Annotated in this window: 17 protein-coding genes; 2 read left to right on the top strand and 15 right to left on the bottom strand. The window is 27.4% G+C overall.

All coding sequences use genetic code 11. The annotated features are described in order from the left end of the window. Window positions 1-12: 12 nt before the first annotated feature. The 11 genes from BUA19_RS00980 to BUA19_RS00930 form a co-directional block, all read right to left on the bottom strand. Window positions 13-1,278, bottom strand: a complete 1,266-nt coding sequence (locus BUA19_RS00980) for a hypothetical protein (protein WP_072723006.1) — start codon at window positions 1,276-1,278, stop codon at window positions 13-15. Window positions 1,279-1,287: 9 nt separating this feature from the next. Beyond that, window positions 1,288-1,728 (bottom strand): flagellar export protein FliJ, encoded by a 441-nt coding sequence (gene fliJ, locus BUA19_RS00975; RefSeq protein WP_072723005.1) that lies wholly within the window; start codon window positions 1,726-1,728, stop codon window positions 1,288-1,290. Window positions 1,729-1,739: 11 nt separating this feature from the next. Then, complete coding sequence (gene fliI, locus BUA19_RS00970) at window positions 1,740-3,056, bottom strand: flagellar protein export ATPase FliI (protein WP_072723004.1); 1,317 nt, start codon at window positions 3,054-3,056, stop codon at window positions 1,740-1,742. Further along, complete coding sequence (locus BUA19_RS00965) at window positions 3,053-3,841, bottom strand: FliH/SctL family protein (protein WP_072723003.1); 789 nt, start codon at window positions 3,839-3,841, stop codon at window positions 3,053-3,055. Before BUA19_RS00965 ends, fliI begins: the two co-directional genes overlap by 4 nt. Beyond that, a complete protein-coding gene (gene fliG / locus BUA19_RS00960) occupies window positions 3,834-4,856 on the bottom strand; it encodes a flagellar motor switch protein FliG (protein ID WP_072723002.1) in 1,023 nt (340 codons plus the stop codon). Before fliG ends, BUA19_RS00965 begins: the two co-directional genes overlap by 8 nt. A 14-nt stretch (window positions 4,857-4,870) precedes the next feature. Beyond that, complete coding sequence (gene fliF, locus BUA19_RS00955; protein ID WP_072723001.1) at window positions 4,871-6,430, bottom strand: flagellar basal-body MS-ring/collar protein FliF; 1,560 nt, start codon at window positions 6,428-6,430, stop codon at window positions 4,871-4,873. Window positions 6,431-6,461: 31 nt separating this feature from the next. Next, a complete protein-coding gene (fliE, locus tag BUA19_RS00950; protein WP_072723000.1) occupies window positions 6,462-6,761 on the bottom strand; it encodes a flagellar hook-basal body complex protein FliE in 300 nt (99 codons plus the stop codon). 14 nt (window positions 6,762-6,775) lie between these two features. Beyond that, complete coding sequence (flgC, locus tag BUA19_RS00945) at window positions 6,776-7,213, bottom strand: flagellar basal body rod protein FlgC (RefSeq protein ID WP_072722999.1); 438 nt, start codon at window positions 7,211-7,213, stop codon at window positions 6,776-6,778. A 2-nt stretch (window positions 7,214-7,215) separates the two neighbouring features. Next, on the bottom strand, window positions 7,216-7,617 hold the full coding sequence (gene flgB, locus BUA19_RS00940; protein ID WP_072722998.1) for a flagellar basal body rod protein FlgB: 402 nt from the start codon (window positions 7,615-7,617) through the stop codon (window positions 7,216-7,218). A gap of 230 nt (window positions 7,618-7,847) precedes the next feature. Then, window positions 7,848-8,150 (bottom strand): YerC/YecD family TrpR-related protein, encoded by a 303-nt coding sequence (locus BUA19_RS00935; protein WP_072722997.1) that lies wholly within the window; start codon window positions 8,148-8,150, stop codon window positions 7,848-7,850. 128 nt (window positions 8,151-8,278) lie between these two features. After that, window positions 8,279-10,357, bottom strand: coding sequence for a sensor histidine kinase (locus tag BUA19_RS00930; protein WP_072722996.1), 2,079 nt, complete (start codon window positions 10,355-10,357; stop codon window positions 8,279-8,281). A gap of 281 nt (window positions 10,358-10,638) precedes the next feature. Between BUA19_RS00930 and yjeM the strand changes: the two genes are divergently transcribed. Together yjeM and BUA19_RS00920 are read left to right on the top strand one after the other, a co-directional pair. Beyond that, a complete protein-coding gene (gene yjeM / locus BUA19_RS00925) occupies window positions 10,639-12,162 on the top strand; it encodes a glutamate/gamma-aminobutyrate family transporter YjeM (protein WP_072722995.1) in 1,524 nt (507 codons plus the stop codon). A gap of 156 nt (window positions 12,163-12,318) precedes the next feature. After that, complete coding sequence (locus BUA19_RS00920; protein ID WP_072722994.1) at window positions 12,319-13,695, top strand: peptide MFS transporter; 1,377 nt, start codon at window positions 12,319-12,321, stop codon at window positions 13,693-13,695. A gap of 88 nt (window positions 13,696-13,783) precedes the next feature. On the opposite strand, the gene deoC is transcribed toward BUA19_RS00920, so the two are convergent. The 4 genes from deoC to BUA19_RS00900 all read right to left on the bottom strand — a co-directional run bounded on the left by deoC (window position 13,784) and on the right by BUA19_RS00900 (window position 25,446). Continuing rightward, window positions 13,784-14,452, bottom strand: a complete 669-nt coding sequence (gene deoC / locus BUA19_RS00915) for a deoxyribose-phosphate aldolase (RefSeq protein WP_330388969.1) — start codon at window positions 14,450-14,452, stop codon at window positions 13,784-13,786. A gap of 78 nt (window positions 14,453-14,530) precedes the next feature. Further along, the gene (locus BUA19_RS00910) at window positions 14,531-15,565 is read right to left on the bottom strand and encodes a LacI family DNA-binding transcriptional regulator (protein ID WP_072722992.1); all 1,035 of its coding nucleotides are present in this window, start codon (window positions 15,563-15,565) and stop codon (window positions 14,531-14,533) included. A 174-nt stretch (window positions 15,566-15,739) separates the two neighbouring features. After that, a complete protein-coding gene (locus tag BUA19_RS00905; RefSeq protein WP_072722991.1) occupies window positions 15,740-16,828 on the bottom strand; it encodes a GerAB/ArcD/ProY family transporter in 1,089 nt (362 codons plus the stop codon). A 68-nt stretch (window positions 16,829-16,896) separates the two neighbouring features. After that, on the bottom strand, window positions 16,897-25,446 hold the full coding sequence (locus tag BUA19_RS00900) for a GH36-type glycosyl hydrolase domain-containing protein (protein WP_072722990.1): 8,550 nt from the start codon (window positions 25,444-25,446) through the stop codon (window positions 16,897-16,899). Between the last annotated feature and the right edge of the window lie 5 nt (window positions 25,447-25,451).

The following is a 25,451-nucleotide window of genomic DNA, read 5'->3' as shown; positions in this document are numbered from 1 at the left end:
TAATATCCCCCCTTAATTTTGCAACTTTGGTAAACCTATTTTTCTGCTTATCTCAGCTCCTTTTTCATTATCCAAATTCGATATTACTTGAGATAATAATTTAGGCTTTAATTTCTTTAAAATTTCTATCATAAGCTCTTCTTCACTTATAATAAAACTTTTACCTCCATCAATTTTATATTGCTTAAATTTCGGCTTACTAGTAGTCATTTTATTTACTAAATCCGCAATTTCTCTTGGAGTCATTTTTTCATAAGATTTCCTTAAAACCTCCAAATCCCTTTTATACATATCCAAAATTTTCAAAGCATTATTTATATCATTAGATATATTTACTATTTTTTCATTATCTTTATTTAACTCCTCTACATATTTTACTTGTTTTAAAACAGAATTTAAATACTCTTTATCTTCAAATTCAGAAAGTATTTTAGCTGCTGTTAAATAATCCATATTTGCAAATATTATTCCTAAATCTTCAATTGAATACAAGTCTTTATCTTGAAGCTGTTTTGCAGATTCTTCTTCTTTTTTATTTTTATAAATTAAAGCTAAATTTTCTTTTTCTTTTATATACTCTTTATACTTTTTTATTTCCTTATCTAATTTTTCAATATATTTTTTTGACATATTTTCTTTTATCATTGATGATATGTTTTTATCCATATAATAAAATACTTTAGCTGAATAATCGGGTTTAAAATTTTCAATAACCTTAGCTGCATCTTCAAAATCTAATCTTAAATTAATTATATCTTCTTCTAAATTATTTATCGTACCAACTAACCCTAATTTTAAATAATTATTCGAAATACCTTTTATTTCATTAAGTCTTTCTTTATTCATATCATCTATCTCTCTTTGAAGAATATCTTTTTTAAGCTCTTTGTTTCTTACTTCCTTTAATATATTCTTTGTATTAGATAGATCTATTTTATTCATTTCTAATATTATATCATCATATAATTTTCTATTTTCCTTTTTTAATATAATCAACTTATCCACAGTTCTATCAGCATCTAAAGATAAATAATACTCAGCAAGAACTTTTTTTCTTTGTTCATTTTCTTCTTTAGATGGAATACTTTCAAAGCTACTTCCAATTATTGGAGCTTTTTTTAACAAATTATTAATCATTGTATTAATATTTGCACTTGTAAAATAGAGGATAATAAAAGTTACAAACAATACAGATAACATAATTACTAAAGCTTTAAACTTTTTCTTTCTTGGCTTAATTTTATTTTCCTCTATATTTTCATTTAAATTCTCTTTCATATTCTCCTCCTAGTTACCAATACTGTGTTTGAATGTAACTATTTGATCTACAAATTGCTCTTCTTGTTTTTTTAATTTTTCATTAAAGTTTTGAATATCTCTTTCTTTAAGCTTTTCAAATGTTTTTTTTTCTTTCATTACTTCTATATACTCTTTTTTCTTTACCTCTAATTCATTTTCCAATAAATCAAGTTTCTGAATTAACATTTTTATTTTTAAATCAATAGAATATATAAATTCATTCATAGATCTGATAGTGTTTATATCTGTACCTAACTTCATAACACTTTTTATTTCTATGTTTTTAGATTCTTTACTTTTATTTAAATAATAAATTTCTTCTTTAAACTTATTTACTTCACTAAGAAGATTATTAATTTCCATCTTTTTACTTTCTTCTAATTTTTCTTTTATATCTAAAATTTTTTGAAATCTAAATTTATATTTCAAAATACACACCTCTAATCTTCAAATATTCTGAATAGAGTTTGTATAATTTCTTCATATTCAAACTTTTCATGAGTCCATTGTTTTAAAAAAGAATTAATTTCATCTATTTTTTCTATAGCTAAATCTATTTTGGGATTAGATCCTTTTGCATAAGCCCCTATATTTATCAAATCCTCGGCTTCTCTATAGGTAGCCAAAAGATCTTTTAACTTATTAGCTATTTCTATATGCTTTCTATCTGTAATATTTGTCATTACCCTACTCGCACTAGACAACACTTCAATAGCTGGATAATGATTTTTATTTGCAAGACTCCTAGATAAAACAATATGTCCATCAAGTATACCTCTTACAGTATCAGCTATAGGCTCATTCATATCGTCGCCATCTACAAGTACTGTATATAATCCTGTAATAGATCCTTTATCCGAATTACCCGATCTTTCTAAAAGTTTTGGAAGCACTGCAAATACAGAAGGAGTATATCCTTTTGTAACTGGTGGCTCTCCTATTGCAAGTCCTATTTCTCTCTGTGCCATCGAAAAACGAGTTAACGAATCCATCATTAATATCACATTTTTTCCTTTATCTCTAAAATATTCAGCTATTGATGTTGCAAGTAATGCTCCTTTCATTCTAACTAACGGTGGTTGATCTGATGTCGCTACTACTACTACAGACCTTTTTAATCCTTCTTCTTGAAGATCATTTTCAATGAATTCTCTAACTTCTCTACCCCTTTCTCCAATTAAAGCGATTACATTTATATCAGCTTTTGTATTTCTTGCAATCATCCCCAAAAGTGTAGATTTTCCTACTCCTGAACCTGCAAATATACCTACTCTTTGACCTCTCCCACAAGTTAAAATACCATCTAATGCTTTAACTCCAAGGGGCAGTGGTTCTGATATTTTTTGTCTTTGCAGAGGATTTGGCGGTTGATTCATTACAGGATAAGATTCTCTAAGATTCAAACTTTCTCCACCATCTATTGGATTACCTAATCCATCTAAAACTCTTCCTAATAGTTCATCTCCAACTTTAACTTCTAATCCATGGCCACTTGCTACAACTTTACTTCCAGGACCTATACCATCCATCTCTCCAAGAGGCATTAACAAAACTTTCTCTTCTTTAAATCCAACTACTTCAGCTAATATCGGTTCATCTGATTTTATTGGATATATATAACACATCTCACCTAATTTTACAGCTGGCCCTTTTGACTCAATTGTAAGCCCTACTACTTGAGATACTCGTCCAGTATACTGAATCAAATTAATTTCTCTTAATTTTTGAAAATAATTTTCTATATTTATAGTTTTCATACCTTATCATCACCTTGAATCAGGTTCAAAAATTCTTTTTTCAATATTTCTAACTGATTTTTAATTCCTGGATTTATACTTCCTGAATTTGTATCAATTATTACCTCGCCTTTTTCTAAAGAACTATCCATTTTTACATCCATTTCATCTATATGATCTGCCATGGCGAGAATTCTATCTTTCGAAAAATTAACCACATCAAAATCATCAGAACTTACCCTAATAATAATTTTTTCTGTAAATGTAAATTTATCTAATCCTTCTTTTATAATATTTAAAACTAAATTGTCATCTTCTTTTAATTTAATCTGAATTATTTTTTCTACAGATTGAATAACTAAATTTATTAAATCTTTTTCAAGTCTATTTATTTCTGATTTTTTCCAAGCCAATACAGAATTTTTAACATCTAAAGCTTCTTGCACTATGCGATTGTATTCTTCTATACTTTTTTTATACCCATCTTCATATCCTTGCTTATATCCTTCCTCTTTTTTCTTATTAAATAATACTTTAGATTCCTCTTCTGCTTTTTTTAATATATTTTCATATTCTATTTTTGCATTATTCAATATCTCTTCTTTTTCTCTTTGTGCCATTTCTTTTTCTTTTTTAATTTGATTGCTTATTTCATCTTTTTCAATTAATAATCGCTCAATTTGAGCCGTTATTTTTTTTATTTCTATATCATTAGAAGGATCTTCTTTTATTTTTTTTTCAGAATCAAACTTAACTATTTTTTGATTAATAACTTTAACTTGATTAGATTTTATTACTCTAGACAATCAATTCATCTCCTCCACCTCTTGAGATTACTATTTCTCCTGTTTCTTCTAATTTTCTTATTACATTAACAATTTTTTGTTGAGCTTCTTCAACATCCTTAAGTCTAACAGGTCCCATAAATTCCATATCCTCTTTTATCATTTCTACCAAACGCTTAGACATATTCGAGAATATAATATCAGCAACCTCTTGAGTTGCTCCTTTAAGAGCAACAGCAAGATCATTATTATCAATTTCTCTGATAAATCTTTGAATATACACATTATCAAGAGTAATAATATCTTCAAATACGAACATTCTTTTCTTAATTTCTTCAGCAAGCTCTGGATCTGACATTTCAAGATCTTCCATAATATATTTTTCAGTACCTCTATCTACTGAATTTAATATATCAACTATAGATTGAACGCCTCCAACAGTTGTATAATCTTGTGTTACTAAATTAGATAATTTATTTTCAAGAACTAACTCAACTTCTCTTATCACCTCTGGATAAGTTCTATCCATTGTAGCTATCCTCTTTGCAACTTCAGCTTGTTTATCATTAGGAAGATTTGATAATATTTGTCCTGACTTTTGAGGGTCTAAATACGATAATATAAGAGCTATAGTCTGAGGATGCTCATTTTGTATAAAATTCACTATTTGAGCCGCATCAGCTTTTCTAGCAAAATCAAAAGGTTTAACTTGCAATGACGCTGTAAGTCTATTTATAATTTCAATAGCTTTATCAGTTCCTAATGCTTTTTCTAATACATCTTTTGCATATCCAATTCCACCCTCAGAAATTACTTCTTGAGCTAAACAAATTTCATAAAATTCTTGCAAAACTTTATCTTTAACTTCTGATTCAACTTTTTTCATATTGGCAATTTCCAAAGTAATTTCTTCAATTTCTTCTTCAGATAAATATTTAAACATTTTAGCAGAATATTCTGGTCCTAAAGCAATTAAAAGTATCGCTGCTTTTTGCTTTCCTGTTAATTCATTTTTAGACCCTTTTGTTTTTGGCAATATAACCACCTCTTTTAATCCTCATCTAACCAACTTTTTAATAATTGAGATACAATCTCTGGGTTCTTATCGACAAAATTCTCAATACTCTTTTTATACCCAGATTCTTTTATATCTAATTCCAATTCATCTATTTCTTCTTTAATACTATCTATATTATCAAGTTCTGTTTTGACAGATTCTTGACTCATCATTTGCTGCTTTTTCTTATTTTTCATAATCACGTAAACAGCAAATCCAATTAACGGTATTAAAACAAGTATCACTAATAAAATAATTGCCCACATAGGTAATTCATTTCCTTGACTCTTAGAAGCATTATCAAATGCATCAGCTATATTTGTATTAAATGCTTGAGCATACACTTCTACTCTTTTAGTATCTAACCCTGTAGCACTCGAAACTAAATTAGATATTTCTTTTTTCTTCTCATCAGTAAGTTCTTTACCTTCCAACACTTCACTATTTAATATAACAGCAACTGTAATATCTTGTATTTGACCTTTTGACTTTTCAACTTTTCTAACTATTTCATTTATCTCATAATTCACTATTTTACTTGATTTATTATAAGCAGATTCATTACTTTGTTCCTCTTGATATTGAGTAATTTCTTCTGTATTACTATCAGTTCCAGGAATTCCTCCATTTTGATTATCTCTTACAGATTCACTGCTTTCTTTCAAACTTCTTATTATTCCATTTTCTTCCCCTTCTATTGGAGGCTTATATTCCTTAGTTTCTGTAATATCAGTATCAAAATTAAGCTTAACACTTGCCATTACAGAAACATTTCCATATCCATAAACTGATGATAAAAATTCCATTAAACTTTTTTCAATATCTTTTTTCACTTTATTTTGAAGTTCTAATTGATTTGTAGATGCAAAAGTCTCATCTTCATCTTCTTTGTTTAAAACCTTTCCTGTAGAATCATGTACGGTTACATTTTTTGGATCAAGTCCTTCTACAGAATTTGCAACTAAAGTTGCAATCCCATCTATACTTTGTTTATCTAAAACAGCCCCCTCTTTTAAATCTATAAATACAGATGCTTTTGAATCTTTTTTATTTTCATCTAGTATAAAACTAGATGTTTTGGGAATACTAAGATTAACAAAAGCTTTTTTAATAGCTGGAATTTCTTCTATAATTGAAGCTATTTGATTCTGAAGAGCATAATTAAAAGCCCTTTCTTTTTCATCTTCACTCATAAACATAGTATTTTTATTTAATAAATCCTCATAAGAAAATTTAGCTGATGGAATGCCTTTTGTTGATAAATCCATTTTAACTTTGTTTATTTTTTCTTTTCTAACAAGTATAGTTCCTTCATCTTTTATTTTGTAATCTACTTGTAATTCATCTAGACTTTTTGCAATTTGTGCACTTTCTCTTAAATCTAAATCTTTATACAATATTGCATATTCTGGTCTAGTAATATATAAAATAGTTCCAGTAGTTATAGCAATTATCAGAAAAACACCAATACCTATACTTATTTTCTGCTTTTTACTATATTTAGATAAAAAGCCACCTGTAAAATCTTTTAATTTAGAAAAAAAATCACCCATTTATACACCTCATTTCAAACTAGGTATATTACTATATTTGAATTCTCATTATTTCTTTATAAGCGTCCATAATTTTATTTTTTATTTGTATGAACGCTTGAATTGCTATATCTGCTTTTTGACTTGCAATCATTACATCATGAATATTATCAACCTCACCAATCATAAATTTCAAATTCATATCATTAGCCTTTTTTTCCATATCACTTACAAGATATATATTTTCTTTTAAAAAATCTTTAAAACTAATATTTTTTTCGTTTTGAATATCCACTTTACTTTTGATACTACCGATAGTTAGGTTGTGATTTGCTACACCTTTTATATCCATAACGCATTACCCCTTTATTTGCCTATTTCTAAAGCTTTCATCATCATACTTTTACTAGCATTCAAAGCTGTAACATTAGCTTCATAAGAACGCGTTGCTGAAATCATATTTACCATTTCAGTAACTATATTTACATTAGGCATTAATACATATCCATCTTTATCCGCATCCGGATGCCCTGGATCGTATACCTTTTTAAATGCACTAGTATCTTCTTTAATCGATTCAACTTCTACTCCTTGTCCTATATTCTTGCTTAAAGATTTACTCAAATAATCCTTAAACGAATTATTTTCAACAGCTTTAAATGTAACTACTTGTCGTCTATATGGTGTTCCGTTAGCTGTTCTAGTTGTATTAGCATTAGCTATATTTTTAGATATAACATCCATTCTAAGTCTTTCAGCAGTTAATCCTGAAGAACTTATATTAATCGAATTAAATATAGACATAACTATCTACCCCCTTCATTTATTGCATTTTTAATTCTTCTAAATGAATTTGATATTTGCTGACTAATTACATTGTACTTAATGTAATTTTTTGTTAATTGTGCCATTTCAACATCGATATCTACATTATTTCCATCTAGTCTTGATTTAGTATTTTTGCTAACTACAATTTTAGGTTCTATGCTTATGTCATTAATTTTAATATGTTTTGGATTTGTTGTGCGTAATTTTATAGATTTATCACTATCTTGTAAAAACTTCTTTAAAATACTATCAAATTCCACATCTTTTCTTTTATAATTTGGAGTGTTTGCATTTGCTATATTATTTGTTATAGCTTCCTGTTTAAGAGAATAAGCATCAAGGCCTTTACTCATCAATTCTATATTATTAGTTATCTTCATAGTGTATTCCTCACATTCCGACAATATTCTATATATATTTTATCACACTAAAAAAAATCTAACAATTCTAGTTTAACATTTGTAAATAAAATTTAAACTTTTGAAATATTTTTTTAACAACACAAATATATTCTACATAATAAACCAATTTTTAGCAATATTTTTTATCCAAAATAATTCAAATTTACTAATCATTGCGAAATACTCAGTACATGAGTATTATAAAAATATTACTTTTTTTTATACCCCATTCTATCTAATATCAAGTTATATCCATCAGCTCCATAATTTAAACACCTACTAATTCTACTTATAGTAGCTGTACTAGCCCCTGTTTTTTCTTCTATTTCACTATATGTTTTATTTTCTCTTAATAATATAGCAACTTGAAGTCTTTGTGCTATTGATTTTATTTCTTTAATAGTACAAATATCCTCAAAAAATCTATAACACTCTTCTATATTCTCAAGTTTTAATATAGCTTTAAATAATTTATCAATTTGGTCGCCTTTAAGCTTAGAATTATAAGACAAAAAATCCCCTCCTTAAAATAAAACTTATAACATTTCCTCAAATCTATTTTAATATTTATACCTATTCTTGCCAATACTGTAATATATCCAATATTCTCTTATATTTCCCAGGACATATTTAATTTCCACTATGAATATATGTCCGAAAATTCAATGTTAATTTTTTCTATTTTGTCTTCATTACTAGAAATCTCGCCTACTAAAACAGATTTATCTTCTGGATTTAAATTACTAGGTATTTCAATAATAAATTCACTCCCTTTGCCATATTCACTATTTAAATAAATATTTCCTCCATGAGATTCTACTATAGACTTTACTAAAGAAAGCCCTATTCCACTTCCTTCTCTTTCTCTATTGAGCAAAGGATGCACTTGTCTAAATCTTTCAAATATTGTTTTTTGTTCTTCTTTTGGAATACCTATTCCTGTATCCCTTACAGAAATACAAATCACATCATTTTTATCATATATATTTACAAAAATACTTCCTCCCGACTTTGTAAACTTAATAGAATTAGATAGTAAGTTAAGAATAACTCTCTCAATTTTATCAGCATCACACAAAATAACCTTTTCTTCTATATCCGTATCAAATATTATATTTATATTTTTACTTTTTACATACTCTACTACAGACATAGTTATATCTTCAACAACTTGAACAATATTGTATTTTTTAAAATTCATCCTAAAAAATCCTGCATCTATTTTAGTTATATCTATTAAATTATTAATAAGTTTAAGAAGTCTATAACAATTTTGAGTCATTATATGTGAATATTTATTGTAATACTGATATTGTGTATATATATCATCATTTTCAGAAACTTTATTAATAAGCTGAATAGTTCCCAATAAAATATTTAACGGAGTTCTAATTTCATGAGATATATTAGCAAAAAATTCTGTTTTTAATTGCTCATATTTTAATTTTTCCCTTAAAATTTTTTGTTTTTCCTCTTCTCTTTCTTTTCTTTGAGAAATGTCCCTTATAATAGTTAAAATTGCAGTTTTTTCTTTATAATGTATTACATTCATTGTCATTTCAATATCAATTATCTCTCCATTGCTTTTAACTATTTTTTCTTCAAATGTAGGAGTCGTAATTTTAAATTTTTCAAGCATATAAATTACATTTTGAATAGTTTTTTTACTATCTCCTTGTATAAACTCTAAAAAATTTTTATTAATTATATTAGTATCATTTTTTTCTCCAAGTATTTTTATTGCAGCGTCATTAGCAAATACAACTTTTCCTTTTTGATGAACAAAAATACCATCTGGACAAAGAGTAACGAGTTTTTTATAACTTTCTTCACTTTCTGCAAGCCTTTTAACTCCCAATGCAATTCTATTTTTTAAAAACAAGATATTCATCAATAAAAATAAAATTATAACAATAAATGCTATTAAAATATATTTTTGTACTTTATCCTTTGTTAAATATATATTTATATATTCCCATTTAGATTTCGCACCTTCTATTTCACTAACCGACATTTTCTTTATTCCATTATTTATAAAGTTCAATAATTCTTTTTCTCCTTTTTTCACAGCAACCCTCAAAGGCTGTGTATATATTGTTTGTAAAAGTTTAAAATCTTTTAATTCAGTATAATAAAAAGATATATTTCTAAAATTATTATAATAATCTATACAAACAGCCTTTACTTTTCCATTTTTAACATCATTCATTACATCTTTAACATCTTTATATATTAACAATTTTATATCAGGATAATTTTCTTCTAAATAATATCTAGCATAATTTTCTTCTGTAACACCAATTCCTAAATCTTTAATATCATTAATATTAAAAGCGTCTATATCTTCCTGTATATATATAACTGTCATAAGATCTAAAAACGGACTACCAAAATCCATATATTTCGATCTGTTATCATTATAAAATAACCCCAAGTGTATATCTGCTTCTCCATTTTTTATAAGTTCTAATGATTTTGCCCAAGATGTTGCTTTAACAAATTCTACTTTAATATTATTAACTTTACCCCATGCTTTCCAAAAATCAATCAGTATTCCCTTTGGATTGCCTTTTGAATCTAAATAACTAAAAGGTTTCCAATTAGTTATACTTGTTACTTTTATAACTTTGGGATTTTTATATGTTACTCCTAAACTAATAAAAGAAGTACAATTAATTAATATCATAATAATTACACATGTCTTTAATATTTTTTTCATAAAACTATTTCCTTTCAAAACTTTTTCATTATTCAATATTATCCATAAGCCAACTTTATACGCTAATATTATACACGTTATACAATGCTCATACTATATTTTTATAAAATTTCAATCATGTTATTTTTCTGATTATATTCAAAAGAATGAATATTTCTAAATTTTATAAAATCATTGCTCTTTTTATATATTCTTATATAATTATATTTATATTGTAAATTTTTTTTATATGGCCATTATTCATAATTTATAATCTAATCTTTAAATAAGGAGGGCATAATATGTCATCAAACGTAAAAAACAACAAAAAATTAACTTTAATATCATTAGTATTAATGATTTTCACATCTGTATTTGGATTTGCAAATATGCCTAGATCTTTTTATTTAATGGGATATGGTGCAATTCCTTGGTATATTTTATCTGCAATCACATTTTTTATACCTTTCGCTTTTATGATGGCTGAATACGGCGCAGCATTTAAAAACGAAAAAGGTGGCATTTATTCGTGGATGTCAAGATCTGTAAATCCTAAATATGCATTTATTGGAACATTCATGTGGTACGCATCTTATATAATATGGATGGTCAATGTTAGTTCTTCAATATGGATTGTATTTTCAACTGCAATATTTGGAACAGATACAACTTCAGCATGGTCATTATTCGGTTTAAACTCTACTCAAACACTAGGATTATTAGGTGTTGCTTGGATAGCACTTGTATCATTTATATCAACTAAAGGATTAGATAAAATTAAAAAAATAACTTCTGTAGGAGGTAGTGCAGTAGCTCTATTAAATATTGTATTGTTAATTGGATCAATGGCCATATTAATAGGAAATGGTGGAAAAATAGCACAACCTATTCTAGGTATCCAATCATTTGTACAATCTCCTAACCCAGGTTATCAAAACCCAATTGCAATACTTGCATTTTTAGTATTTGCTATTTTTGCTTACGGTGGAACTGAAGTAGTTGGCGGTTTAGTTGACCAAACAGAAAATGCTGAAGTAACATTCCCTAAAGGTATAATGATTGCATCTATTATCATTTCAATAGGATATGCAATAGGTATATTTTTATGTGGTATATTCGTTAATTGGAATCAAGTATTATCTTCTGAAAATGTAAATATGGCTAACGTTGCGTATATAATGATGAACAATATGGGATATGAATTAGGACATGCATTTGGACTAAATAAAGCACTTTGTATTTCACTAGGTAATTGGATAGCTAGATATGTCGGTATATCTATGCTACTTGCATTAACAGGAGCTTTTTTTACATTGACATACGCTCCATTAAAACAAATAATCCAAGGTACTCCAAAAGAATTATGGCCAGGTAAAATGGGTGAATTAAACGAAGATGGAATGCCTATAAATGCTATGAAAATACAAGCTATAATAGTTATATTCATGATATTAGCAGTGTCATTCGGCGGAGATAAAGCTGCTACATTTTTCACAAAATTAGTATTAATGACTAATGTTGCAATGACACTACCATATATGTTTATAGCAGCTGCATTTGCTCCGTTTAAGAAAAAAACGGAAATATACAAACCATTTGAAATATTTAAAACCTATAAAAGTGGATTAATAGCTTCTATAATAGTTACATTCACTGTTGGTTTTGCTAACTTCTTTACAATAATAGAACCTGCAATAAAAAAAGGAGATATAGCATCTACTATATGGAGTATAGCTGGACCTGTAATTTTTACAATAATCGCATTAATAATGTACAATAGATATGAAAAAAAAGTAAAAAAACAAAAGATAAAACAAACTGCTTAATTTAAAAACAGCTGGATATACATCTAGCTGTTTTTTATTTGAAAATTTAAAAATAAATAAATTAATATAATATTGTTAATTTTCCTATATAATGGTAATATAATATATAAAAAGATTTTAAATTTAATCAAAAATTAAAATTCAGGAGGGGGTAAAATGTTTAACACATTAACAAAACAAAAAGAAACTAAAAAACATCCACCAGGTCTTTACGTCATTTGTTTTACTGAAATGATGGAAAGATTTAGTTATTATGGAATGAGAGGACTTTTAATTTTATTTTTAACAACACAACTTGTAAAAGGCGGATTGGGTATTGACACAAAAACAGCAGGTTTAATTTATGGTCTTTTTGCTGGCTTTGTTTATTTCACTCCAATAATAGGAGGATGGCTTGCTGATAAATACTTAGGACATAGAAAAGCTATTTTACTTGGTGGACTTTTAATAATGCTAGGACAATTCGCTTTATTTGCTACATATACTAAAAGCATGTTATATTTAGGTCTTTTACTTTTAATATTAGGAAATGGTTTTTTTAAACCAAATATGTCTATAATTGTTGGAAACTTATACGATAAAAATGATGGTAGAAAAGATGCAGCATACACAATATTCTATATGTTCATAAACATAGGTGCATTTATAGCTCCACTTGTTTGCGGAACACTTGCTGAACAAGTATTTGCCCAAAAACAAGGTATTGAAATAATATCATATGGATATAGATATGGATTTTTAGCAGCTGGTATAGGTATGTTAATAGGTCAAATTGGATTTATGTTATTAGCAAATAAATATTTAGGCGATATAGGAAAATATCCCATTACAAATACTCCTAAAAACAATTCTGCTACAAATACAGATAAACCTCTTACTAAACAAGAAAAAAGAAGAATTAAAGCTATATTTATAATAGTGTTCTTTGTAACATTCTTCTGGGCTGGATTTGAACAAGCCGGAAGTTCTCTTACTATATATACTAATAATTTTATAAATAGAAATATAGGAAATTTTGTAGTTCCTGTAACATGGTTCCAATCTTTAAACCCTATATTTTGTGTTATTTTAGGTCCAATTATGGGAGCCTTATGGATACACCTTTCTAAAAGGGAAAAAGGAGATTTAAGTATTCCGCAAAAAATGTCTTTAGGTATGATTTTGCTTGGTTTAGGCTTTTTATTAATGGTAGGCGCAGTTTTACAAAGAGGCTCAGCTGGTAATGATGTAACTGTAAAAGCTAATATGCTATGGTTAATAGGTGCATACTTTTTACATACAGTGGGAGAAATGTGTTTATCTCCTGTAGGACTTTCAATGATTAGTAAATTATCTCCACCTAAATTAGCATCTTTTTTAATGGGAGTTTGGTTATTAAGTAGTTTTTTTGCAAATTTAACTGCAGGTATTGTAGCTTCTTTTATGGAAACTTTCACTCATATGCAAATATTCGGAACTATAACTATTGTATCTATTGGATTGGGTTTTATATTACTATTATTAAACAAAAAACTTATTTCTATGATGGAATAATAAATAGAGAGAAGGAATCCAAATATATTTGGATTCCTTCTCTCTATTTATTATAATAAAAAAGAGATGATTTCTCATCTCTGCATATTTAATACCCGGCATTTGAATCAGTGATTCCTTTAACTATAGCAACCGAAGAACTAGCTCCTATTCTTGAAGCCCCATTTTTAATGACAGCTTCAGCATCTTCTTTACTTCTAACTCCACCAGATGCTTTTACTCCCATATCTTGTCCAACTATTTCTCTCATAAGTTTTATATCTTCAGGAGTTGCTCCACCTGTTCCAAATCCTGTAGAAGTTTTTACATAATCTGCTCCTGCTTTTTTAGAAAGCTCACAAGCTATTTTCTTCTCTTCATCAGTTAAATAACATGTTTCTATTATAACTTTAACTAAAGCTTTTTTATCAGCAGCATCTACAACTGCTTTTATGTCTTTTTCTACATAATCGTATTTTTTATCTTTAAGTGCACCTATATTTATAACCATATCAACTTCATCAGCACCTTTTTGAATAGCATCTTTTGTTTCAAATGCCTTAACTTCTGAAGTATTAGCTCCTAAAGGAAATCCTATCACTGTACAAACTTTAACATCTGAATCTTTTAACTCTTCTTTAGCTAATTCTATATACGCTGGATTTATACATACAGAAAAAAATCCATATTCTTTAGCTTCTTTACAAACCCTTTTTACATCTGCCTCAGTTGTTTGTGCTTTTAAAACTGTATGGTCTATATACTTTGCTAAATTCATTTTTAACATCTCCTTTTTATTTAAAATTTAATTGACGAAACCGGTTACATTTTATCAATAACATAAATGTGAATAATATTATTCACATTTATTATTTATAAACTTTTCTGATCCTTTTAAAACGAGCTTAGGGAAAAGAGTAATTCTTTTTATTTCTTCTTTACTTTTTTTATTATCTAAATTATCTATAAGCATCTTCATACCAACCTTACCCATTTCTATAGTAGGTCCATTAACAAAACTAATATTCATTCCTATTATATTCAATGCATCTATCTTGTCAAAACCTATAATAGCCATATCTCTTGGAATATTTATATTTTCTTCATAAAAAGCTTTTATACTTCCTAAAATCATCATATTACTCGTTACAAAAACAGCAGTAGGTCTATCATTCATTTTTAATATATGCTTTGTTATCTTATATGCACTTTCATATTCAAAATCACCATAAAAAACGTATTTATCCTCTACAAATATATTATTTTCATTTAACGCTTTTTTATATCCTTTAAATCTATCTACTGTTATTTTATAATTCTTCCTACCATTAATTATGGCTATTTTTTTATGTCCAGCTTTTATTAAAGCCTTTGTAGCATCATAAGCCCCTTTTACGTGATCTATAAATATCCCACTAAAATTTGAATATTTAACATGTCCATCTAATAATACAACTGGAATCCCTAAATTTTCAAGTGTACTTAAATATTCACTATTAAACTGATCTTCTGCATATGTCGGTGTTATTATTATCCCCCGAATTCTTTGCTCTTTTAAAATCTTAAGAGCCTTTAACTCTTTTTCTCTATCATCATCAGTATTACAAAGAATTATATTTAAATTATGTTCATCAGCTACTTGTCCAACTCCTTTTATTATTTCTCCAAAAAATGGATTGTTTATTTCTGGAACAATAACCCCTATTGTATTACTTTTATTTGTAGATAAGCTTCTCGCTATAGCACTAGGAGTATAATTTAATTCCTTTATAACTTTCAAAACTCTTTGTCTCGTTTCATCCTTTACATATCCTGAATCATTCAAAACTCTCGATACTGTTGTACGAGATACCCCTGCTTTTCGTGCAATATCTTTTATTGTAACAGTCATTTTACTCCTCCCCACACACATTAAAGAAAGCGATTGCTCAAATTGTATATCAAAAGATGTTACCGGTTTCATTAATAATTATATACTCTTTTTTCATATACTTCAATATATTATGATAAAATTTTATTTATTTTTTAAATTAAAGTCTCACATATTTTAAATTATATATATCAATTACCTATTTAACAGTTTTTTATTTCTTATTTCTGCAAAAATCCATATAAAAATAGGTAAAATCACTTGAAACGGAAAAGCATAATACTTCCATATTTTCAAAGACCATTCAATAAATTCCATTATATTACTGTACAATAAACACGAAAAATCTACCATTAACAATCCTAAAGGAGTCACTATGAATTTATAATCATTATATCCCAATATTTTAGCAACACCTCTACAAGCAGCCAGCAAACATATACTTACCTTTATAAATGCACCCACTATAAATATAAACGATATTACAACCTCTAATCTCTGCAACATATGTCCAATATTCAATCTAGATACAGTAACATACGTTGGAACATAATTTAATAAAGATTCATTTACTCCTAATACCAATACAGTAGATAAAGAAGTAATTAGTATTACTATTGACGATAAAATCAGACTATATATATATATTTTATAAGAAGATTTTTTGTATTTAAAATTTGTAAAAATCATAGTAAAAATTACTGTTTCTGAAAAAGGAAATGAAAACGCTGTAAAAGCAGCTTTTATAACAGGTTGTATTCCATTATATAAAACAGGGCTAACATAATTAATATTCATTTTAGGAATCAATAAAACAAATGTAAAAAACAATAAAATAACAATTCCAATAAGAAAAATTTGACTCAACCTCCCCATTACTTCAATGCCTTCTTTCAAAACCCAAATAATCAAAATTGTTGTAATTATTATAAATACTATTAATGGAGTATCTTTCATACCCGATATAATAGCATATTCTCCAAAATCTCTTACAACTATAGATGCTAAATGAAATGCAAACCAAACATATATAATTCCTATTAACTTTCCAATAAATTTTCCAAAGCAAATCACAAGAATATCATACAGATCTTTACCTTCAAAAATACAATTCAATCTAGAATATATAAGTATCATTGGAAATGCCATAATAAATGCTAATATAGTAGCTAACCATAAATCTTGTTTAGCATCAAGTCCTGTTATTATTATAGTTGAAGTTCCAATTATAAATATACTCACAATAGAAATTGCTTCTTCATTAGAAATAATCTCCTTGTTCATTATGTGTTCCTCCACACATATATTTTTTATATTTAATCCTCCACTTTAAAAGCAAGTGGAGGATTACACTATCCTAAAACAACCTCTACATTGTGTTCTATTTTATCATTTAATAAAAGTATCTCTTTGCTTTTAAGTTTTTTTCCATCTAAACTTATACTTTTAATATTTTTATTAACTCCATCGGGATTTTTTACAATTATATTATATATTGTCTCTTCATACTTATACTTAATCGAATACTCCCTCCAATCTTTTGGTATACACGGTTCTATAATCAATCTGTTTTTACGCTTTTTAAAACCTAATATATCCTCTATCCCAACTCTGTACATCCATCCTGCTGTTCCTGTATACCAAGTCCATCCACCTCTTCCTACATGAGGATTTACTGCATAAACATCTGCTGCCATTACATACGGTTCAACTTTATAAGTAGAACATTCAATACTTGTTCTAGTATGATTAATAGGATTAATGCTATTATAAAGCTCCCATGCTTTATCTCCATATCCCATCATAGCAAAAGCCTTTATAACCCAAGTTGCTGCATGTGTATATTGTCCTCCATTTTCTCGTACTCCCGGTACATATCCTTTTATATATCCTGGATGTAAATCACTATTGTCAAAAGGTGGAGTAAATAAAAGTATCATCCCTTCCTCTTTTTTAACAAGATACTTATCAACTGATTCCATGGCTTGTTTTATTCTATCTTTTCTTCCTGCCCCTGAAATTACTGACCAAGACTGAGCTAAAGAATCTATTGTACATTCTGAATTTTTTATCGATCCAAGCGGAGTACCATCATCAAAATACGCTCTTCTATACCACTCTCCATCCCATGCATTTTCCTCAATTGAATTTGCAATTTGTCTTGCATATTCTACGTAGCGATTTTCTCTATCATAATCTTTCATCTCATTACATATCACAGAAAACTCCTTCAAAATAGTATATAAAAACCATCCTAACCATATACTTTCGCCTTTTCCCTTGTTACCTACTGTACTCATTCCATCATTCCAGTCTCCAGATCCCATTAAAGGTATACCATGTTCTCCAAATTTCAAAGCTCTTTCAATAGCCCTTACACAATGATTATAAACTGATGCTTTTTCCTCAGATACTGTCGGTATTCCGTATCTTTCATCTTCATGTTCGGCTAAAGGTTTATCCTCTAAAAAATGAACTTCCTCAGTTAAAAGACTATAATCACCTGTATTCTTTATATATTCAGTTGTTACATAAGGAAGCCATAATAAGTCATCAGAAAATCTCGTTCTTATGCCTTTTTCACCAGCTCCAGGATGCCACCAATGCTGAACATCTCCTTCAACAAATTGATGAGCACAATGAAGCAATATTTGATTTCTTGTAATTTCTGGAACTGAATAGACTGCATTCATACAATCTTGAAGCTGATCTCTAAAACCATATGCTCCTCCTGATTGATAAAAAGCTGACCTTGCCCAAATTCTACAACCTATATTTTGATATAAAAGCCAATTATTAACAAGTAAATCCATTGATAAATCAGGGGTTTTAACTTGAATAGTTCCTAAAATGTTTTTCCAATTCTCTTTTACTTCTTGAAATGATTTTTTACAATTATCCAAATTTTTATATTTATTCACTAATTCATTTACTTTTTCAATATCTCTTTCTTGTCCTAATAAAAACACTAATTCCCTTTCTTCTTCTGGATTTAATTCAATTAAAATTTGTATAACACCACATGGTTCAAATCCTGCACCTATACTATTTGAAAGCTTTTCTTTTTTTAACGCCATAGGTTCACTCAAATCACCCTTTAATCCTAAAAACTCTTTTCTATCACCTGTATAACACTTTATATTTTCTGATGAACTCATAAAAGCAATACGTCCTGGAAAATCAGAATTATATGGATTTTTAATCAAAAACGTTCCATTAACCTCATCTATATCCGTTATAATATACTGTTGTGTGAATTGATCACTAACTCCCATTACTGGTCTTATATAATAAGTAAGAGTCAATTCTCTTTTTATTCCAGAATTATTTTTAAGTTTAATCATATTTATTTTTACAGGATCCTTTACAGGAACAAACATAGTAAGTTCTTGTTTAATTCCATTACTATCATGAATAAATTTTGAATATCCATACCCATGATGTATTGTATAACTTTCTTTTTCTTTTATCGGCAAAGGTGTATTTGTCCATATTTTCCCATTCACTTCATCTCTAAAGTAAATCACTTCTCCCGGTGGATCTGATACCGGATCATTTGACCATGGCGTTAACTTATTTTCCCTACTGTTTTCAGCCCATGTAAATCCCGAACCATTTTCAGATACATGAAACCCAAAATTTTTATTAGATATTACATTTATCCAAGGAGCAGGAGTATCAACATTCTCTTTAAGTCTTATAATATACTCTTTTTGATCTTTCGTAAATCCTCCATATCCATTAAAATAATCAAGATCAAGAACTTCATCTTTACTCATATATACTATTTTATCTTTTTTAAACACTTTTTCTTTGATATTATAATTTTCATTTTCTATTTTTATCTGTGAACTAATTAAACCATTTTCACCTTTTAAAACAATTCTAGCAACAGCATAAATGAGAATTATGTCTTCCTCAGGCATTACATTAGCATTTCTAATAAATATTCCTCCTGGTTTATCAAACATATCATATCCGTATTTTGAACTTACTGTATCTTTAAGAAGTTCTTGAAGAGGTTGTAAATAACTACTTTCATCTTCATTGAGAATGACCAAATCTACAGCTAATCCCTTCATTTTCCAATATTCATGAGCTTTTAAAACCTCTTTTACTATATCCATCTCATCTACATTTTTAATACTCACAAGCACAATAGGAATATCCCCAGAAATTCCATACGCCCAAAGTGACGATTGCCCTTTAACATTTTGCTGTAAAATTTTTTGATATTTTCTTCTATTAGGACTTAAAAATACTATATGCGATATCATGTCCTGATAAGTTTCAATTTCATCATTTTTAAAATTAAGATACGTATTTTCCACTTGACTTCTAGTATGAGCTAATTCAAAAGCTCTAGATATTGAAGATATATCATAATATTTTTTTGCAAGCTCTAAAGCTTCTTTTCTATTTTTTGCAATTGCAGTTGTAAAAGATACTACAATACTACTTCCCGGTTCTATTTTTAGCTTCCTTCTTAAACTCATAATAGGATCAAGAACTGGTCCATAAGTATTTTTAAGAGCTTGTGTTATAGCAATAGGATTTTTTATATTTCGACCTCTACCAATAAAATTAGCTCTATTCGTCTCATATTCTAAATTTCCTATTAACTCACCTTCAGTAGAAATAGTATGAACCATCCATATAGTGTCTTGTCCTTCCACTCTCGGTCTTCTCGAAGCTATAATACTATCATATTCTAAAATTGGTTCAGTTCTTATAAATAAATTAGTAAATGCAGGATGTACAACATCTGCTGCTTGATGAGTTAATACTATTTCAAAATAACTAGTAAGCTCAAGTACCACAGCTTCATCACTATGATTTGTCAAAGTTATTTTCCTTATCTCAGCATCATCTTCAGGTGATACTACAATTTCTGTATGAGTATCTATACTTTCATCTCTTCTAATAAATTCAGCTTTATCTTGATAAAATTTAACTTGATATTCGTCCAACTCCGTTCTCAAAGGTTCATATGTTGATGACCATATTTTATTTGAACTTAAATTTTTTATAAAAATATAGTTTCCATAATTTCCTGTTATTAAATCTTCTCTCCATCTAGTAACTTGTATATCATCTTTTTTACTATATCCTCTACCATCATCTGTAATCATGACAAAATATCTTCCATTTGACAGTATATGGCATCTAGGAATTAAACTATCTAGTGAATTATATGTTCTGAGGACATGTACTTCTTCATTTTTTACTACTTTTAAATCTAAAGGTTCTATATCATCTTTATATTCTTTTGTAATAATAGCCCTTACAGGAACTTTTTCTTGAAGTAAAACTTCTCCTGACCTTATAACTGGATCAGAATGAAATCTTTTCTGCATAATATTTTCATTTAAAAAATTATTAAGTGCTATAAAACTCATTCCTTGATGATGAGCCATAAAACTTTTTACTATCATTTTTTTCTTTCCACGAGGTAATCTTTCAATCGTATAATCTATCGCTTCATAAAAACCATAATCTCCTTCTAATCCATCATTTATCAATCTATTAATATTATTCATTGATTCTTTATAATCAAAAGGAAGTGCTAAAATTGTAGAATATGGTGATATAACCATATCATTCACAAGACCTCTTTTTAATCCTAAATCCGGCACTCCAAACGCTTTATACTGATAATTCAAACTCATATCAAATCCATAATATCCCGATTCAGATGTGCCCCAAGGTACTTTTCTCTTTTCTCCATATTTTTTTTGAACTCTAATTACAGTTCCATAAGTTTCATCTAAAAGAGTATTTTTATAATTTTTCATTACAAGAGGTGGCATTAAATACTCAAACATAGTTGCAGTCCACGAAACTAATCCTCTATAACCATCAATTACTGATAAAGCTCTACCCATTTTAAACCAATGCCTTTTAGGTATCTGTCTTTTAGTAATTGCAATATAACTTGTAAGTCTTGCCTCTGAAGCAAGTAAATCGTAATATGAATTTGTAAGTTTTTCTTCTTTAACATTATATCCAATTGAAAATAAATGTCTCTTTATATCATATAAACAACTAAAATCTGTATTTTCTATTATTTTATCTATTCTATCAACAATACTATTTATATTTAATAAAGTTTTATCAATGTTATTTTTTAAATCTAATACATTATTTTTTAAATTTAATAAATATTCTCTTTGTTTACTTTGTAATTTTTTATCTCCATATATTTTATTGATATTTAATACAATATCCTCATAAATTTCTTTTAAATTAATTAAAGATTTATTCAAATCAATATTCTCTATTTTTTCTTTTATATATTTAAATTCTTCATCAATTTTCTCATCTATTATAAATTCATCAATTTCAGCTTTTAAACTAATTAACATATCGTTAAGTTTAATAGCCCATTTTGATTGATTTTTATTTTTAGAAAGCAAATCTTCTATTAATTCATTTAATTCATTTTTACTTATTTTTTCTTTATTTATCAAATTATCTATATTTGTATGCTCAATATAATTTTCATCAATAAATTCAATTGTATCCTTAATACCTATAAGTAATTTTTTATCAAATATTGAATTATTTGCATATTCCAAAAGTCCTTGTTTTAAAGTCATTAAATATCCAACAAAATTCCCACTATCTACTGTAGATATATATAGGGGAAGCAACACTTTTAAACTACGTGTATCATACCAATTATATAAATGTCCATTCCACTTTTCTAACTTTTCAACTGTAGATAATGTTTTATTTATTTTATCTATCATTTGAGTAGTTGAAATATATCCTAAATCTCTAGCTGCAAGTATAGAAATTAATAAAAATCCTATATTTGTAGGAGATGTTCTAGTAGCTATTCCATTTGGTGGATCCTCTTGATAATTATCAATAGGAAGATAATTTTCTTCTTCTCCAGCAAAATCTTCATAGTATGCCCAAGTTTTTCTTGCAAGTCTTCTCAATATCTTAATATCTTTTTCATTTATCTCCATATCCTCTTTTTCTTCTTTGCTTATATTATATGCAACTACAGGAGCAATTCCCCATATAAACGTCAAAGTAATAGCATATATTATATTATTAGGTTTTACAAAGTACACTAATATTAAAGTTATCATAGCAATAAATATTGAAATTTTCATTCTTTTTATATAACTCGATAAATTGTTCTTAAGTTTTCTTTCCACATCTGCTGCTGTAACCCATTCTAATAAATTTTTCTTAGAAATAAATACTCTATAAAGAGTTCTCAATATAGCATCCGTCATTACATACGCATGATAAGGTAAAGATATAAACAAAAATAGAGCTTGACATAAGACACCTTTACAACCATATATTAAATTTCCATTTATTTTACTAGTTATATTTTTATAGTATTTACAAATTATACAATTTACAAATTCCATTATTAAAGGAAAAGCCATGGCAAAAACTGCATACCCAATCCATATCCAAGTTTTTCCCGGAAGAACAGTCAATCCTAATATAATTAATAACATTAAACTTATAGAAACTTTACTCCTTCTTAAATTATCTAGTATTTTCCATTTAGACAATGTCGAAATAGGATTTTTTACTATCTTTCCTTCTCTATTTTTTACATTTGAAAACAGCCATTTTATAAGCTGCCAATCTCCTCTTACCCACCTGTGAAGTCTCATAATAAAAGAACTATAATTCGATGGATAATTATCAATAAGTTCTATATCCGTTGCTAAGCCCGTTCTTACATAACTTCCTTCAAGAAGATCATGACTTAATATAGTATTATCCGGTATTGCATTTTTCAATACTTTATTAAAAATTTGTAAATCGTATATTCCCTTTCCTGTAAAAATACCTTCTCCAAATAAATCTTGATATACATCTGAAATTGCAGTTGTATAAGTATCTATTCCTCCTTGTCCTGCAAAAATTCTTGTAAATGTAGTTTTATTTGAGCTTTCAATATCTACAGCTATCCTAGGCTGAATTAATCCATATCCATCTACTACTATTTTGCTTTCTTCATCCAAAACGGCTTTATTAAGAGGATGAGATATTGTTCCTATAAGTTTTTTTGCAGTATCCATAGCAAGATTTGTATCAGCATCAATTGTAATTACATACTTTATTTTATTTACAATATGAGAAATATCTCCTGAAATTATCGAATATGAAGTGTTCTTATTTCCAGCCAATAATTCATTTAGCTCAATTAAAGCACCTCTTTTTCTTTCCCACCCCATCCATTTTTTCTGTTTATCACAATATTGTCGCTCTCTATGAAAATAAAAAAATATGTCTCTATCTTTTGAATATTTTTCATTTAAAATTCTAATTCCTTTAATTGCAGTGTTTATTATATTTTTATCTTCAGGCATAATTTTATTTTCACTGTCTTTAAAATCACCTGCTATAGCAAAGTATATATTTTTTTCTTTATTTCCATGATAATATACTTCTAATTTTTCAATAAGTTCTTCAACACATTGTTCACTTGGTACTAAAGTAGGTATAACTACAATTGTAGCTAACTCATTTGGAATACCATCTGTATATTCAATCTTTGGTAAAAATGCAGGATTAACAGTATGAGTAACTACCCAATTGACAATACTCACTACTATATCGCTCGATGGAATCAACACAATAGCTCCTGATAATAAACTCAAACTTATACTATTCGAAATTTTATATGAATAAAAAACAAATAATAAACTTATCAACCCAGTTAATATAATAATAGGAATTAAGTAAATTAAAACAGGATAATTATTTAAATCATATTTTTTCAAAGTATATCCAAATTCATTTAATATTTTTTTTCTTCCTTGTCCAATAATGTAATATCCTACATGTTTTAATTTTTCATCTTCCTCTTTACAATTCTCAGCATATTCAATTGCCTTTTTAGCAATTCTCACCTCAGAAACTTTGCACTTTTTTGCAATTTTTTCAATTTGAGCTCTATAATAATCTCTAGTTTCAAAATCCATTTTTTCATAAATTTCTGCAGGATCTTTCCTTAATATTTCTTCGACAATAGATAAAGATTCAAAAATATCATTCCAATCTAATGTTGAAACTACATTGAGACTGATAATTGAATTTCCTATAGATATCTTTCTAGCCGCTTGTTCCTTATGTTCTAATTTAATCACTTCATCTATGCTCATTTCAAATTCTAACAATTTTTTTTCAATGTAATCTTTAACTTCCCCAGCTTCATCATTTTCCACTCTTAATTTCTTAAAAAGATGTTCTATAAAAGAATAACTTACATTATCTACTTTTTTAAATTCTTTATTTATAGAATCTAATAAATTTTCTTTATTTTCAATTGCTTGTTCAACTTTTTCCCATTCAATCTGATCTTCATATATTTTTTCACAAATATTTCTTATTTTTTCAATAAGAGCACATCTTATTACTAAAGATAATGACCAAATTTCTGCTATCGAAAGAATACTTTGTGATTGATATGCTTTTACAAAATCTATTATTAAATTCTCATCCACTCTACCATCAGTATGAGATATAAGTTCAAGAGCTATTGCATAAACTCTTGGGTATCCTTTTAAAAATCCAGTTTCCAACACGCTTAATTCCAAAAATTTATCTTTAATCAATTCTTGTTTTACAAATTTAGCTTGTTCCTCAATTTTATAAAAATTATCTAATAACCATTCTGATGCAGCAGATAAATCTTTTTTATTTTTAGCATACTTATTCAAATTTTTATATACATTTGAAATAATATTAAAATTATTATTAAGTCTTAATAAAAGAGATTTACTACTTCCATACTCTTTTGATACAACATGTTTTTTAGCTATTTCTATAGAATGATTCACAAGTTCTTCTCTGTTTAATAAAACGTCGCTTACATCTATCTTTTCATCATCATTAATTCTTAAATTATTTTGACTCATTTTTA

This window comes from Tepidibacter thalassicus DSM 15285 (genome assembly GCF_900129915.1).
Classification (GTDB): domain Bacteria; phylum Bacillota; class Clostridia; order Peptostreptococcales; family Peptostreptococcaceae; genus Tepidibacter; species Tepidibacter thalassicus.
Note: the sequence above shows the minus strand (reverse complement) of the source record. Positions and strands in the feature narration are given on the sequence as shown.

Excerpts from the sequence above, each read along its gene's own strand:
- BUA19_RS00980 (WP_072723006.1), bottom strand. The coding sequence starts at position 1,278 with ATGAAAGAGAATTTAAATGAAAATATAGAGGAAAATAAAATTAAGCCA.
- fliI (WP_072723004.1), bottom strand. The coding sequence starts at position 3,056 with ATGAAAACTATAAATATAGAAAATTATTTTCAAAAATTAAGAGAAATT.
- fliF (WP_072723001.1), bottom strand. The coding sequence starts at position 6,430 with ATGGGTGATTTTTTTTCTAAATTAAAAGATTTTACAGGTGGCTTTTTA.
- fliE (WP_072723000.1), bottom strand. The coding sequence starts at position 6,761 with ATGGATATAAAAGGTGTAGCAAATCACAACCTAACTATCGGTAGTATC.
- flgC (WP_072722999.1), bottom strand. The coding sequence starts at position 7,213 with ATGTCTATATTTAATTCGATTAATATAAGTTCTTCAGGATTAACTGCT.
- flgB (WP_072722998.1), bottom strand. The coding sequence starts at position 7,617 with ATGAAGATAACTAATAATATAGAATTGATGAGTAAAGGCCTTGATGCT.
- BUA19_RS00930 (WP_072722996.1), bottom strand. The coding sequence starts at position 10,357 with ATGAAAAAAATATTAAAGACATGTGTAATTATTATGATATTAATTAAT.
- yjeM (WP_072722995.1), top strand. The coding sequence starts at position 10,639 with ATGTCATCAAACGTAAAAAACAACAAAAAATTAACTTTAATATCATTA.
- BUA19_RS00920 (WP_072722994.1), top strand. The coding sequence starts at position 12,319 with ATGTTTAACACATTAACAAAACAAAAAGAAACTAAAAAACATCCACCA.
- deoC (WP_330388969.1), bottom strand. The coding sequence starts at position 14,452 with ATGAATTTAGCAAAGTATATAGACCATACAGTTTTAAAAGCACAAACA.
- BUA19_RS00910 (WP_072722992.1), bottom strand. The coding sequence starts at position 15,565 with ATGACTGTTACAATAAAAGATATTGCACGAAAAGCAGGGGTATCTCGT.
- BUA19_RS00905 (WP_072722991.1), bottom strand. The coding sequence starts at position 16,828 with ATGAACAAGGAGATTATTTCTAATGAAGAAGCAATTTCTATTGTGAGT.
- BUA19_RS00900 (WP_072722990.1), bottom strand. The coding sequence starts at position 25,446 with ATGAGTCAAAATAATTTAAGAATTAATGATGATGAAAAGATAGATGTA.